This is a genomic window from Radiobacillus kanasensis (assembly GCF_021049245.1).
Taxonomy (GTDB): domain Bacteria; phylum Bacillota; class Bacilli; order Bacillales; family Amphibacillaceae; genus Radiobacillus; species Radiobacillus kanasensis.
In genome coordinates this window covers 2,727,571-2,740,464 of record NZ_CP088020.1, presented here as the reverse complement: position 1 = coordinate 2,740,464, position 12,894 = coordinate 2,727,571, and the positions used below count along the sequence as shown (strand labels likewise).

Genomic DNA, 12,894 nt, shown 5'->3' with positions numbered 1-12,894 from the left:
AAGCGAAAGGGAGCTGTCCTTAGCTCCCCGTTTCTGTTGAAAACAATGTTATGTTTTTTAGCTTGCATCCCCAGCCGCAGACTCTGATTCACTACCAGACTCCATCACATCCGATAACCCAAGTTCCTCTTTTAACTTTTGAGTGGTTTGAGCTAATCCGTTTTCATCAGGGAAAAAATAATATTTGCCATTCACTTTGTCATTAACCCCTTCAATCGTATAGGTTTTAATGGAGGAAGCGTCCATTTTACTATACATTTTTTGTAAAGTGAAAATCTCTTTAGGTTTTAGACTTGTATTAATATTTTCCCCCAAGATATCAGAAATTTCGCCGATGTTAAAAAGTGTCCCAGCAGAAATAGCTTCATCAATGGCAGCTTTTATAAATTGTCTTTGTCGCTCGTCTCTTGTATAAGTGGCTGCCACATCTCTTTTTCTCATACGGACGAAAGCAAGTGCTTCTTCTCCATCAAGCTTAGCGATACCTGGTTCAAAGTAGATTCTATTATTATGGTCATAAATGTTCTTTTCCCAAAATCCCTTTTTAATATCAACTGTTACTCCGCCTAAAGTATCCACTATATCTCGGAACCCATCAAAATTTACGGTAACAAACTCATCAATCGGTATGTCTAGAAGCTTTTCTACTGTTTCGACAACAAGTTTGTCCCCGCCATATCCAGACTCACTTCCGAATGTATAAGCTTCTGTAATTTTGTGGGTGCCAGCGAATCTTTCAGAGACTTTTGGAGAATCTAGTTCAACTTGCGTATCACGGGGAACCGTAGTCATCGTCATTTTCTTTTCTTTAGGATCAAGGGTTACCACAATCTGCGTATCTGCACGACCATGTTGTCCATTTGACGAATAATCCTCAACACCCATTAACAGAATGGAAATGGGTTCATCTCCGATTGTGACCTGTTCTTCTCTTAAATCTGATTTTCCATCATCACGATCCAAACTTACGTAGGCTTCTTTAGCTGCACTGTATGTCTCATAAAAGATATACAGACCAAATCCAGCAATAAAAAGTAAAGGAACCGTGATGAAATAGAACCACTTTCTTCTTTTCTTCTTTTGTGCTTTTCTCATTTCTGTTCGTAATCCCGGCACAACAATAGACCTCACTTTTTGTTGGTTTGTCCGTCGGTAAAAGGCGCTCTGTTCTTTTTATATGGATATTAAAAGAGTAACATAGTTTTATAGATTTTTTTGTAGGTATATATGGGGATTTTTCTCATAACTCTAGTAAATACTCGTCTCGTTTTTCACCTCAATCTCCATTATCCCGCTTGCATCTTTTGACCAAATCGTAATGCCCGCCTCGCCAGAGTACCCCTTTTCAAAGTATCCAATCACCGTTTCCTCCTGTGTGTTGCCTTTCAAATCCTTATACAATATCTTCAGAGAGGATTATCTGAAGTTCTCTAAAAAATGTTTTGTAAGATCTACGTTGAAATTGTAAGTCTCATTTGGTGCGATTGGAGGAATGGTAATATCAGCTTTTATATAGTCGGGGGTTATAGTCAAATCGGATATCTCTTGATCTGTCTCATTTGTAATTTGAAGTTGGAATCCATCATCTGTAATTATGTATATGAGCAGTCCAGCAATACTTATGAATACGGTAGTGTGGTGAGTATTTTTAGAGTTCTTACTTTCCTTTCATTTAGTTATATTCTTACAACATAAATTCTAATTATTCGCCATCATAATACGTAAAAAACAGTTTACTTATAGTTAAAAATATTACCTTTACATAAAGGTACCTTGGAGAGATAAATTGTGGGATTAAAGGCTTCAGGTTGTCTAGAAAACCGCCTAGCGATCCTTCGTGCAGAGAAAAAGTGGTCGCAAAAACAAGTCGCAGAAATTATTCAACAAGGACATTAATGAAGTTTTTCCATACAGGGATTGTGTATGGGTTCTCGTCCTCCTTACGTTTATCGTTCAAGGTATCGTAATATCTGTTATCAAAAGAAAGATTTAGGAAGAGACTTTGGATACAAAATTACATAAAATCAAACAATTTTCCCAAGTCTCTAAAAATCCAAAGCACTAATCGAATCGGCCATACAATGATTTCGGGAATCCAGGACAATAATTCAATAAACACTTCTCGTTTTCGAACTTTTCTCTGTTTCAAATCTCTGTTAGAGTTATCACTCAACGTAAACACTCCTTACTTTTTTGAGATTCAGCTCGTCATCGGTAATCTTCGCCTTCTTTAAATTGGACTTCTACTTAAAAAGGTTATGGTTTCCCCATTTATACCAAATATGATATGATTTTCAGGAGTTTCTAGTTGCATAATTAAATCTTCATTCGGTCCTACTTAGAGTTTAATAGAGCCTGCATTTTATGAAAAGGCTTTTTAACATACCGAATAGGAATCACCTCTTATAAGGATACGTAACTTATGCAAGAAAAGTTGCAATTTTACCAAAATTAAGGAGGATGGGCGCCATTTTAGAAGGATGAAGTAGCAAATGGAACTATAAATTACATAAAGGACCCTTCGTAACGTTAACTTTTTGTGGGTTCAGTAGGACTTAGGAGGTCATATGGAAGCATCATTGTTAGTAGAGTATGGATGGATTTTAATTGTATTAATCGCATTAGAAGGTCTTCTTTCAGCTGACAATGCTTTGGTGTTGGCAGTTATGGCGAAGCACTTACCGGAGGATCAGCAAAAGAAAGCTATTAATATTGGACTTATGCTCGCATTCGTTTTTCGAATCGGTGCGATTTTTATCATTTCATTTCTTTTCCACGTGTGGCAGGTGCAAGCTCTTGGTGCTGCATATCTTATGTTCATCGCTTTAAAGCACTTGTTTAAAGGACATAAAGAAGAGGGCGAGCGGAAGGGAAAAAGCTATGGTATGACAGTCGTTCAGATCGCCTTTGCTGATATTGCTTTTGCGATTGACTCTATTCTTGCAGCCGTAGCATTGGTTATTGCATTACCGGATACCCCTCTCCCTATGATTGGAGGTATGGATGGAGCTAAGTTCACCGTCATCGTATTGGGTGCTGTTGCAGGTTTAATTGTTATTAAATTTGCAGCCGGAATTTTCGTTAAGTTACTTACTGAACGTCCAAGTTTAGAGACTGCAGCAATGATTTTAGTTGGTTGGGTAGGAGTTAAATTACTCATGCACACTTTGGCTCACGAGTCTGTACACATCATCCCTCATGACTTTGTGGAAGGGCCAATATGGAAGTCCATTTTCTGGGGTGTCATGCTTCTAATCGCAGTAGGTGGTTGGTTCTTATCTAATGAGAAAAAACCAGACGAGAAAGCTTCTGTAGTAAAAGAAGCTGAATAAAAATCTTGAGAAGAGGCTGGGACATAACTAGCCAAGAATAACCTAAAAATGGTTCCCATCATCGGTTTTCGATGATGGGAACCATTTTGGTTTGAATTATGGTCACCATCTATGGTTGGATTTGCATTCATGGCCGTGTACTTTCTCAAGTTTACCGCCATGAATGCAAATCCCAGTTCCTTTTCTACTTTCTCTTTACCTCTCACCGACATACGGGTGAAACGCAAATTAGCCTTCAGAAATCCGAAGACGGGTTCTACATCTATTTTGCGTTTGCCATAGATTTTCCCCGTTTCTTTTTCCGAAAGCTGCTGTCTCGTATATGCTTTTTGGTTTTCCCACTTTTCATTATAATAGATCTTTCGATTGTTTCCTTCCTTCGCTTTCGTACATTGCGAACGTAACGGACAACCGAAACAGTCCTCACACTCATAGACGTTATATGTTCTTGTATAACCATATCGGTCTGTTCGATTGGATAGATAGCGGAATGTTAATTTTTTATCGTTTGGACACGTAAACGCATCTTCGATCTCATCGTAATGCCAATTGGCTACGTTAAAGGCATCCTGCTTATATTTCTTTTTCTTTTCTTTCCGGTATTGGTTATACGTAATCAATGGCGTGCGTTTCCGATTTTCGATGACGTCTTCGTAATTTTGTTCACTCCCATAGCCGGCATCCGCGACAATATAGTTGGGTAGGTCAAAGAAGTGTTCCTCAATGTTATCCAGGAAAGGTGTGAAGGTACGCGTATCCGTTGGATTCGGAAACACGTCATAAGCGAGCGCATACTGTCCTTCTGTCGCAAGTTGCACGTTATACCCGGCTTTGAGCTGGCCGTTTTTCATGTAATCATCCTTCATGCGCATGAAGGTGGCATCGTGATCCGTTTTCGAATAACTGTTGCGCTCTCCGAAGATGGCCATATCGTGTTGGTATTTTTGTTTGCGCACCACAAAATCCTTGAATTGCTTGCCGTATTGTTTAGGGGTTTTGCGCTCAGAACGAAGCTGTTTCCGTTCGCTTACGTCTTCACTTGCTTCTATCTTTTTATCATATTCACCAACCGTCTCCTCCAGCTTTTCCACCACTTTTTCGAGTTCTTGGCTGGATAGTTCCTCCATACTTTCCCGTTCTATTTCCGGAATGATTTCTTTCTCCAACAGTTCTTCATACATCCGGTTAGACTTTTCCACTAAACGGGAACTGTACTTTTCCGTCGCTTTGCGCCAGACAAACGTAAACTTGTTGGCATTCGCTTCGATTTTCGTTCCGTCAATAAAAATGGCTTCTTCCTCGATGACGTTTTCTCGGACAAGCTGACAACGGAATTGGACAAAGCACTGACGCAATAGTTCCTTTACCTCCGGATGGACACGGAAACGGTTAATTGTCCGGTAACTTGGTTCATACCCCTGGGCCAGCCACATCATCCGGACACTGTCTTTCAGTAATCCCTCGATCTTTCTGCCAGAGAACACCGACTGCGTATAAGCACATAAAACCACTTTCATCATCATGCGCGGATGATAAGCCGGACATCCCGTTTCACGCAGAAATCCAGTGAATGCCTCATCTGGAATAGCTTCCACGACATCATGGACGGCATAGGCGATATCGTTTTTCTGAAGTTTGATTTCCAAATCTAGCGGCAAAATGACTTGATTCATGTTATACTGTTTAAACATAAGGATACCTCCGATTCTGTTTGGGTGTGGTAACTTTAACATTATCAGAAGGTATCCTTTTTGCGTACATTTTTTTGGGATTTTATTAAAAAAAGAGTGACACTCACTGGTTTATGGTGTGGGTGCCACTCTTTTTAGTTACTGGGTTTTGTCCCAGCCTCTTTTTTTGTTGTTTGAAAAGAATAAATGCTAAACAAAAGGCTATAATGATGATTGCTATGGAAGTCTAAATTAAAATGAATAGCGGCGCTGTAATCTTTTGATTCTTCCTGGTATAGATTTAAAAAGAGATAGGATAAAGATAATTCCAGAAATGAACAAAGGGGATAGAAAGAACAATGTACATCACACACCAATTTATAAAATACTTATAAGAAAATGATTAGGATACCAATAATCCCTGCAATAAAGAAGCTACAAAGGCCAAGTCTTTTTGTTTTATTATTTACTCCAGCTTTTACTTCTAACATCTTCATGTAGTCATAAATCACCCACAGACATATAAGAAGTAAAATACCAAAAACGTAGTGATTCCTTCCATAATTTAATAAACATACAGTTATAACAGCTAAAGCTATATGGCTCAGTATGGTATAAATCACGAATACCTCCCAATAGTCTTTTTCTTCATCTTAACATATACTTCCGGAGAGGTTACGGAATGTAAAACTCACACCTGGAAGGATATGTTAGAATAAAAGGAGAATGAAAGTAATAAAGGGAGGGCTTTCATGATCTTAGTAACTTTGGTTCCGGTAAATTTTTTGCTAGTTTCCCCTCTGAAGGTTGAAGGTTTTAGTGATATGGGAGACTTTATGGTTCTAATCTTTTTCATTACATTGGGGCTGACCGTCCGGGTTTACAAAGAAAAAAATAAAGAACTGCAAAAACAAATCGAACAACTAAATAAAGAGAACGAGGAATTAACAATTAAAATAGATGAGGTAGTCGACTATTATCGTAGTAGGTGAGACGGATGAATGTAACAAATGAAATAAAAGTAGTTATTGGTGCTGGTCTTTATAACAATAATCCCGGTTGGATACATACCCAAGAAGAGGAATTGGATCTACTAGACGAAGAAACTTGGGATTTTGAACGCGGTTCTATATCCGCTATACTAGCGGAACACGTCTGGGAGCACCTTACTTTTGAAGAAGGGCTGAAAGCGGCAAAGATCTGTTATCAGTTTTTAAAGCCATTGGGGTATATTCGCTGTGCGGTTCCAGACGGATATTTTCCGGATAGGACGTATCAAGAAACAGTGAAAGTGGGAGGTCCTGGTCCAGAAGATCATCCAGCGGCAAGCCATAAGGTTGTTTATACATATAATACGTTAACGGTTTTATTTGAGGCGGCCGGTTTTAATGTGGAACTATTAGAGTACTGTGATGAAGAAGGAGTGTTTCATTTCAAAGACTGGGATGAAAAAGATGGCGTCATTTTTCGCTCGAAAAAGATAGATCCTAGAAACCATGATCAAGTTAAGTTCCCATCCGTTATTGTGGATGCTGTAAAAAGATAAGGATGGTTGGATGAATCAGATTGATTTTGCAGTTTTGGTCTATGTTGTTTATATGATTGCCACCACGTTTGGAAGCTATAAATATGGGGCTTTTATGATAAGGAAAACAGGAATTCTGGGGTCGCAAATTGTGGTAGCTGGTGCGATAAACTTAGTAATTGGTATTTTGGGGATTGTTGGTTGGTCACTTTTTAGTTGGGGTGTGAATGAATTTCTATACGTTTTGGGTATTGCTTTAGGAATAGCGCTCTTATTTGTTGGAGAATTAATTCTAGTTATCATTTTTCTATTAAGAAGAAAGAAATTATTACAAGATTACGAGAATACAAATACTTGAATCTTACAACATAAGGGAGAAAAAATATGTTTAATAAAAAACGCTATTGGATACTTATGCCTCCATTTTTGATTTTCACTTTAATAGTATATAGTTTCTTGCCACAAGATAAGAAATTGTACTCATTCATTGTAATTGGCTTGTTTTGGATTGTTTACTATGGATGGGAGTATTTAGATGTTAAAAAGAAGGATCGAAGTGAGTAGGGGGGAGAGGGCAAATGCTGAACACATTGATTGGCGTCATGATCTTTTTCGCAATTTTTGCTGTATTTGATGCGTTGAAGAAAGTGAATCATAATATTTTAGCTCAAACCGACGAGATTAGGAAGTTGCGTGAGGTACTAGTCAAACAAGAAGAACATTGATAGGAGGGTCATATTTGGCCAGTAAGGAGTTATTAAAAGCATGGGTTCCGTTTATCACTGGAGTTTTTTTAGTAGAGATTCTAATGAGTAATTGGCAAAATGAGCCCTTCAATTGGAATTTTGCTGTTAATCTCAGTATTGCTGGCATGATTGGGTCATCTATAGGTATTGTGTTGAGAAAAGTGTTTAAGAATGAGAATTAATTGTGGAGAGGAAATTTTACATGTTTGCAGTTTTCAATATGTTAGAAGTAGTTCTTTTCAATTAGAGAATGGGTTAGATGTCCTTAATATCGTTTTTCTTTGTGAAATAGAAACAGGGGAACCCTATCCAAAAAGCCCGGATGAAGTGGAGGCTATCTACTGGATGACAACAGAGGAGATTATGAAACATCCTAACGCTCCAATTTGGTTAAAGGAAAGTATTCAGGAAGCGGAAGAGGTTATTAACCTGTAAACATGATTCGCACTAATGCTCAATGTTTTAGGAGAGTAGTTAATTATGATAATTGTTTAAGAAGGGTTCTTTTAAAAAACTTCGATTCTATTGCAGGTGATATTTCATGAAAAAGAAAATAGCGGGTGCAGTTTTTATAATAGCTTTTACGTTGCTTACATTATATACAGATTACAAAAACGATAGAAAAGAATCTGAATTGAGAAATCAAGCACTTGAAGGTATTTCAATGGATAATATAGGTACTGCCTTGGAAAGCATTAAACAATTTAAAGAAGAGAAAAAAGTTGGTGCCCAAAGCAAAAATTTAGAGTTTTTATATAAAGCGCAGGAAGATTTAGAAAATTCCATGGTATGGACTAGACTTTACGAGATAAATGACAAGGATGTTGGAACATCAGAGCTTCGTCCATTGTTAAAGAGCTATGTAACCAAACTGAACGAAATATCTACAAGTCTAAAAAATGAATGGGAGGTTAGCCAAAAGACTTGGGATAATATTCAGATCATAGAGAGTGATTTAAAGTACATCCAGTCGAGATTAAATAACGAAGAAGTCAGTGATTATGACGAAGATGAGTTTCATAATTACATAGAGAATGTGAAGTCCCAACTGAAAATGTAGTTGTAGCTTTCCGTAATTTATTCGGGTGAGTATTTCTTCAAAACATGAAAGGGCAATATGACTAGGATTTGTTAAAAGAAAGGGTGGGTGAATATGAATTCCGCAGAAACAAGCTTAATGGAGTTTACTAAATTCCACGATAAATTTATCAATAGCTGGAATGAAGCAATGGTATCTGGTGACACATCTGCTGTCGAGCTTATGGATGAAGAGTACTATGTAGCCTTCTTTGCAAGTGTAAAGGAAAAGCCGTTTTTCTTTAACAAGGATGATGCTATAAGCGGAATGAAGCAATCGGTCCAACAGTTTTTAGGAGCTACTAAACGGTTTGATCATAGAGTCATTCGATTAAAGGATAATGAGCATGCAATCGTATTCTACGAACAGGCAATCGAGAAGGATGGGCAGATACTTTCCAGATTGTTTACGATGGAAAACTGGCAGGTAGTAGACAATTCGTGGAAGTTAGTAAGAGAGATTGAGCAGCCTTTGGGCGACTAGGAGGATCTATATGACTGACTGGTTAGGATACATGATCGCAGCTATAGTGTAGGTTGGATTAACAATCGGTCTCTTAAGATAAATTTCGCAAACCCTTCCAGATAGAAAGAAATCATCTCATCGAAATGTAAAACGTTCCTTTTCGAATACAGTATTCATCATTTTATACGCTAGTTTTCTAACAGGCTATTTTTTGAATCTATTTACTAGTCTTACGAATACAGTAGTGTATGGTATAACCAGTAATCATGTCTCCCTATTCAGTTTAATTAGTGTAGCCTTATTGTTGATTATTAAATATAAACGTGTGCCAAAATACGAGTAAATAAAAAAAGAAGGGAATCCCTTCTTTTCTTTACGACTTCATCAACAAATATACAAAATAACTTCCACCGATGACCGAAACGATTAATCCAACGGGAATCTCCGATGGTGCTAAAATATTTCGCCCTATTGTGTCCGCCAATACGAGTAGCAGAGCACCCATTAATGCGGAGATTGGTAATACAGACTCGTGAGTGGATCCAACTAATTTTCTTGATAAGTGAGGAACAACGAGCCCGATAAAAGCAATACCACCTCCAACGGACACACATGCACCGGCAAGGGCAACTGCGATAAAAAGTAGAATTCTTCTTTCTCCTTCCACTCTTGTTCCTAAGCCTTTAGCTACATCATCTCCGAGATAAAGCGTATTTAGAGATTTTGTTTTATAAAAGGAAAATGGAAGTAAAATCAAAATCCATGGCAACAATGCAAGCACATAGGTCCAATCTGAACCAGAAATATCTCCAGATAGCCATACAGTTGCACGAGTGAAATCATCCGGATCCATTTTTAATTGGAAAATAATGATTAGTGCAGCGAACATACTGTTAATCCCAATCCCGACTAAGATTAGGCGAATCGGGTTTATCCCATTCTTCCAGGAGATCGCGTAAATTAAAATGGCTGCAATCAGTGCCCCCCCTAGGGCGAATAAGGGTAAAATATAGACAGAGAGCGCACCTAGTCCCAGCATATTGTCTTGGAAGTAATAAATATACAGAACTACGAAGAACCCAGCACCAGCATTTATTCCGATAATTCCAGGGTCTGCTAATTCGTTATGGGTGACACTCTGCAAGATTGCTCCAGAGATAGCCATGCCAGCTCCGATTAGTAAGGCGATCACCATCCGTGGCAAACGAAATTGGAAAAGGACCAAGGAATCTTGTTCGCTTCCATTCCCCAACAGAGATTGCAAGACTTGAAGGGGTGTAATTCGGATTACTCCCATGTTTAAGCTGACTAATAAAGTAGCTAGAATAGCAAGAATGAGAGTAATTGCAACGATCCACGTTTTTGTTGGCCTTTTCATTACAAGCCTCTCCCTTCACGTCGTGCTAAGTATAAAAAGAAGGGAACACCTATGATGGCGGTTACCGTACCAACTGGTGTTTCAAATGGCGGGTTAATCATCCTGGATATCGTATCCGCGACAACCAAAAGGATAGCCCCTAAGATTGCGGAACAGGGGATGATCCATCGGTAATTCACACCGACAAGAAAGCGGGTGATGTGTGGGATGACTAATCCAATGAATCCTATCGTTCCAGATACAGACACAGCAGCCCCTGTCAAAAGAAGGACGACTAGAGTACCGATCAATTTGACAACAAGGGTTTGTTGCCCAAGTCCTCTGGCAACATCATCTCCTAGGTTTAGAACGGTAATGGAGCCTGCTAGGAAAATGGCAATAATAAATCCGATAAGAGCGACAGGCGCCAATAGCTGAACGTGGACCCATTGAACACTAGAGACTCCGCCTGCATACCAAAAGCTAATATCTTTCGCGACATCAAAATGAATCGTAATAGCCGTAGACAGGGAACTCAAAATGGCGGTAACAGCAGTACCTGCAAGTGCTAGCTTTACTGGAGTTAATCCAGTTTTAGAAATCGAGCCTACGACAAAAACAATACCTGTACCCAATCCAGCCCCCATAAACCCCCAAAACATCATCATGATCAGAGAGGATTGAGGGAAAACGGCTAAAGCAACAGCCATCATGAACGTAGCCCCAGCTGTTACCCCCATAATAGAAGGAGAGGCAAGCGGATTTCGAGTCATCCCTTGCATAATAGAACCGGACATGGCTAAAGCTGCGCCAATCAAAGCAGCGGCTAATGCCCTTGGGATTCGTAGTCCTCGAATGATTTGATGTGAAGTAGACGAAGGATCGAAAGCATAGATGCTATCCCAAATCGTAGAAAAATGGATATTGGCAGCACCATATAATATGGATAAACTCATCGTGAGAACTAATAAGCCTAGTCCACCAAATATGATAAGGCTTGCAACGACAGGCCTTGAGACGATATTAGAGCGTTCTTTTGTTTCGTCATCTGTGGATGTATGTATGGTCATAGGAAATACTCCTTGTTCATTATTGCAATGAGAATCATTATCATTATAATATAAAGGAAGAGAAGGGGCAATTATAGTAGAGAACGTTTGCCAATCCAAATAAAAAATCTCTTGTAAATGATAATGATAATTGTTATCATTTGAATATCATAGAGAAAGAAACTAGGAGGATACACATCATGAAAAAGAAAAAGTACATATACATGGTTGCGAGTTTGTTTGCCTTTTTATTCCTTGTAGCTTGTGGCAATGGGAATGAAACAGATGACAATGCTTCAGATGCCGACAAGGACAAGGAGCAAACAGAAACAGAAGAAAAAGCTGAAGATCGTACATTAACAGATGCGATGGGACATGAAGTGACGATTCCTGCAGAACCGAAAAAGGTTATTGCTTCTTATTTAGAAGATTACTTAGTAGCGCTTGGCATTACACCAGTTGCCCAATGGTCAGTACAAGATGGAGCAAGCATTCAAGATTATTTACAAGACTCTTTAAAAGATGTTCCTACTATTCCACATGACCTCCCGTATGAGGCGGTGGCGAGCTTTGAACCAGATCTTATTATTATGGATTCTGCTACGATGGTAGAGGGAAATAAATATGATCAATATAATAAAATCGCCCCAACTTATGTAATTGGAAGCGAGCAAAACAATGCATGGAGAGACGAGTTAAAAGAGATTGGTAAAGTCTTTGGTATGGAAGAAAAAGCACAAGAAGTGTTAGATGAGTATGAGAAAAAAGCAGCGGATGCGAAAGAACAAATTAACGAAGCTATTGGTGATGAAACAGTTGCTGCTATTTGGTTAGTTGGGAATACATTCTATGTGGTAAGTGAAAACCTCTCTAGTGGAGACGTTTTATATAACGATCTTGGATTAGGTGTTCCGAATGTGGTAAAAGAAATTTCACAGAGTACGGAACAAAACTGGTCTGAGATTTCTTTAGAAAAATTAGCGGAACTAGATGCCGATCACATTTTCTTAGTAAATAGCGATCAAGGTACTGGCGCTAAGATGCTAGAGGATAAAGTTTGGCAAAACATTCCGGCTGTCAAAAACGGAAACATTTACGAATATCCTGGTACGACAAGCTGGTTATACACAGGCCCTGTAGCAAACAGCAAAATGATTGATTATGCATTAGAAGATTTAGCAAAATAAACAACGGATAGGAGAAACTGGAAGCATACGCTTCCAGTTTTTTGTGTTACAGAGGATTCATTCTGTGGCAATTGACCCATTATTTTATTGGAAATTCCAATATTTTGAAACCCTATCACGACTAATTCGTATGAAAAGGAGATCATGGTTTGTAAAAAAGGAGGAAACCAATTGAAAAAAATAATATGGCCAATCATAACGTGGGTGACACTAACCTTGGTAACTTGGCTTGTAGCAATACTGTTACAAGGAACCTTTATGGAATATTTCTTCTTAGTCGCTGTTGTAGGTGTAGCGATGGTAGCATTCTTCCAGTCGTCAGGCGGAGTGTTCACGAATTCTATTTCAGCAGAAATTCAAGGGGAAACTGGAATGAAGCAGCAAACAGAAAAAATTGCCTTTCAACCTACCATTGTATTTTTTGCTTCCATCATTTACTTCATCGTGGCTACTCTTGCAACCATCTTTTACTATTTCCTTTAAGC

15 protein-coding genes and 1 pseudogene are annotated in these 12,894 nt (G+C 38.6%); 11 read left to right on the top strand and 5 right to left on the bottom strand.

Annotated elements, in window-relative coordinates:
• Window positions 1-57: 57 nt before the first annotated feature.
• The gene (locus tag KO561_RS14320) at window positions 58-1,116 is read right to left on the bottom strand and encodes an LCP family protein (RefSeq protein WP_231093954.1); all 1,059 of its coding nucleotides are present in this window, start codon (window positions 1,114-1,116) and stop codon (window positions 58-60) included.
• Between the two features lie 898 nt (window positions 1,117-2,014).
• The gene (locus tag KO561_RS14315; RefSeq protein ID WP_231093953.1) at window positions 2,015-2,173 is read right to left on the bottom strand and encodes a hypothetical protein; all 159 of its coding nucleotides are present in this window, start codon (window positions 2,171-2,173) and stop codon (window positions 2,015-2,017) included.
• Window positions 2,174-2,567: 394 nt separating this feature from the next.
• Between KO561_RS14315 and KO561_RS14310 the strand changes: the two are divergent.
• A pseudogene (locus KO561_RS14310) lies at window positions 2,568-3,293 on the top strand (TerC family protein); the annotation flags it as partial.
• Here KO561_RS14310 and KO561_RS14305 read toward each other — a convergent pair.
• Window positions 3,197-5,023 carry an IS1182 family transposase gene (locus tag KO561_RS14305; RefSeq protein ID WP_331000791.1) on the bottom strand — a complete coding sequence of 609 codons (1,827 nt, stop codon included), beginning with the start codon at window positions 5,021-5,023 and terminating at the stop codon, window positions 3,197-3,199. The pseudogene KO561_RS14310 and the gene KO561_RS14305 sit on opposite strands and share 97 nt — an antisense overlap.
• A gap of 731 nt (window positions 5,024-5,754) precedes the next feature.
• On the opposite strand from KO561_RS14305, the gene KO561_RS14300 reads away from it, so the two are divergent.
• The 8 genes from KO561_RS14300 to KO561_RS14265 all read left to right on the top strand — a co-directional run bounded on the left by KO561_RS14300 (window position 5,755) and on the right by KO561_RS14265 (window position 8,834).
• A complete protein-coding gene (locus KO561_RS14300; protein ID WP_231093951.1) occupies window positions 5,755-5,994 on the top strand; it encodes a hypothetical protein in 240 nt (79 codons plus the stop codon).
• A 5-nt stretch (window positions 5,995-5,999) separates the two neighbouring features.
• Window positions 6,000-6,548 carry a class I SAM-dependent methyltransferase gene (locus KO561_RS14295; RefSeq protein ID WP_231093950.1) on the top strand — a complete coding sequence of 183 codons (549 nt, stop codon included), beginning with the start codon at window positions 6,000-6,002 and terminating at the stop codon, window positions 6,546-6,548.
• A gap of 10 nt (window positions 6,549-6,558) precedes the next feature.
• Window positions 6,559-6,885: a hypothetical protein gene (locus tag KO561_RS14290; protein ID WP_231093949.1), complete on the top strand. Its 327-nt coding sequence runs from the start codon at window positions 6,559-6,561 to the stop codon at window positions 6,883-6,885.
• A 220-nt stretch (window positions 6,886-7,105) separates the two neighbouring features.
• On the top strand, window positions 7,106-7,252 hold the full coding sequence (locus KO561_RS14285) for a hypothetical protein (protein ID WP_231093948.1): 147 nt from the start codon (window positions 7,106-7,108) through the stop codon (window positions 7,250-7,252).
• Window positions 7,253-7,266: 14 nt separating this feature from the next.
• Window positions 7,267-7,455 carry a hypothetical protein gene (locus KO561_RS14280; protein ID WP_231093947.1) on the top strand — a complete coding sequence of 63 codons (189 nt, stop codon included), beginning with the start codon at window positions 7,267-7,269 and terminating at the stop codon, window positions 7,453-7,455.
• Window positions 7,445-7,708: an NUDIX hydrolase gene (locus KO561_RS14275; protein WP_231093946.1), complete on the top strand. Its 264-nt coding sequence runs from the start codon at window positions 7,445-7,447 to the stop codon at window positions 7,706-7,708. Before KO561_RS14280 ends, KO561_RS14275 begins: the two co-directional genes overlap by 11 nt.
• A gap of 106 nt (window positions 7,709-7,814) precedes the next feature.
• Window positions 7,815-8,333 (top strand): hypothetical protein, encoded by a 519-nt coding sequence (locus KO561_RS14270; protein WP_231093945.1) that lies wholly within the window; start codon window positions 7,815-7,817, stop codon window positions 8,331-8,333.
• 93 nt (window positions 8,334-8,426) lie between these two features.
• Window positions 8,427-8,834, top strand: coding sequence for a hypothetical protein (locus KO561_RS14265; RefSeq protein WP_231093944.1), 408 nt, complete (start codon window positions 8,427-8,429; stop codon window positions 8,832-8,834).
• Window positions 8,835-9,189: 355 nt separating this feature from the next.
• On the opposite strand, the gene KO561_RS14260 is transcribed toward KO561_RS14265, so the two are convergent.
• Both KO561_RS14260 and KO561_RS14255 read right to left on the bottom strand, forming a co-directional pair.
• On the bottom strand, window positions 9,190-10,194 hold the full coding sequence (locus tag KO561_RS14260) for a FecCD family ABC transporter permease (protein WP_231093943.1): 1,005 nt from the start codon (window positions 10,192-10,194) through the stop codon (window positions 9,190-9,192).
• Complete coding sequence (locus tag KO561_RS14255) at window positions 10,194-11,243, bottom strand: FecCD family ABC transporter permease (protein ID WP_231093942.1); 1,050 nt, start codon at window positions 11,241-11,243, stop codon at window positions 10,194-10,196. The genes KO561_RS14260 and KO561_RS14255 overlap by 1 nt, the downstream gene beginning before the upstream one ends.
• Window positions 11,244-11,422: 179 nt before the next feature.
• On the opposite strand from KO561_RS14255, the gene KO561_RS14250 reads away from it, so the two are divergent.
• A complete protein-coding gene (locus KO561_RS14250) occupies window positions 11,423-12,409 on the top strand; it encodes an iron-hydroxamate ABC transporter substrate-binding protein (protein WP_231093941.1) in 987 nt (328 codons plus the stop codon).
• 171 nt (window positions 12,410-12,580) lie between these two features.
• Window positions 12,581-12,892: a hypothetical protein gene (locus KO561_RS14245; protein WP_231093940.1), complete on the top strand. Its 312-nt coding sequence runs from the start codon at window positions 12,581-12,583 to the stop codon at window positions 12,890-12,892.
• Window positions 12,893-12,894 lie beyond the last annotated feature (2 nt).

Excerpts from the sequence above, each read along its gene's own strand:
- KO561_RS14305 (WP_331000791.1), bottom strand. The coding sequence starts at position 5,023 with ATGTTTAAACAGTATAACATGAATCAAGTCATTTTGCCGCTAGATTTG.
- KO561_RS14300 (WP_231093951.1), top strand. The coding sequence starts at position 5,755 with ATGATCTTAGTAACTTTGGTTCCGGTAAATTTTTTGCTAGTTTCCCCT.
- KO561_RS14295 (WP_231093950.1), top strand. The coding sequence starts at position 6,000 with ATGAATGTAACAAATGAAATAAAAGTAGTTATTGGTGCTGGTCTTTAT.
- KO561_RS14290 (WP_231093949.1), top strand. The coding sequence starts at position 6,559 with ATGAATCAGATTGATTTTGCAGTTTTGGTCTATGTTGTTTATATGATT.
- KO561_RS14285 (WP_231093948.1), top strand. The coding sequence starts at position 7,106 with ATGCTGAACACATTGATTGGCGTCATGATCTTTTTCGCAATTTTTGCT.
- KO561_RS14275 (WP_231093946.1), top strand. The coding sequence starts at position 7,445 with ATGAGAATTAATTGTGGAGAGGAAATTTTACATGTTTGCAGTTTTCAA.
- KO561_RS14270 (WP_231093945.1), top strand. The coding sequence starts at position 7,815 with ATGAAAAAGAAAATAGCGGGTGCAGTTTTTATAATAGCTTTTACGTTG.
- KO561_RS14265 (WP_231093944.1), top strand. The coding sequence starts at position 8,427 with ATGAATTCCGCAGAAACAAGCTTAATGGAGTTTACTAAATTCCACGAT.
- KO561_RS14260 (WP_231093943.1), bottom strand. The coding sequence starts at position 10,194 with ATGAAAAGGCCAACAAAAACGTGGATCGTTGCAATTACTCTCATTCTT.
- KO561_RS14255 (WP_231093942.1), bottom strand. The coding sequence starts at position 11,243 with ATGACCATACATACATCCACAGATGACGAAACAAAAGAACGCTCTAAT.
- KO561_RS14250 (WP_231093941.1), top strand. The coding sequence starts at position 11,423 with ATGAAAAAGAAAAAGTACATATACATGGTTGCGAGTTTGTTTGCCTTT.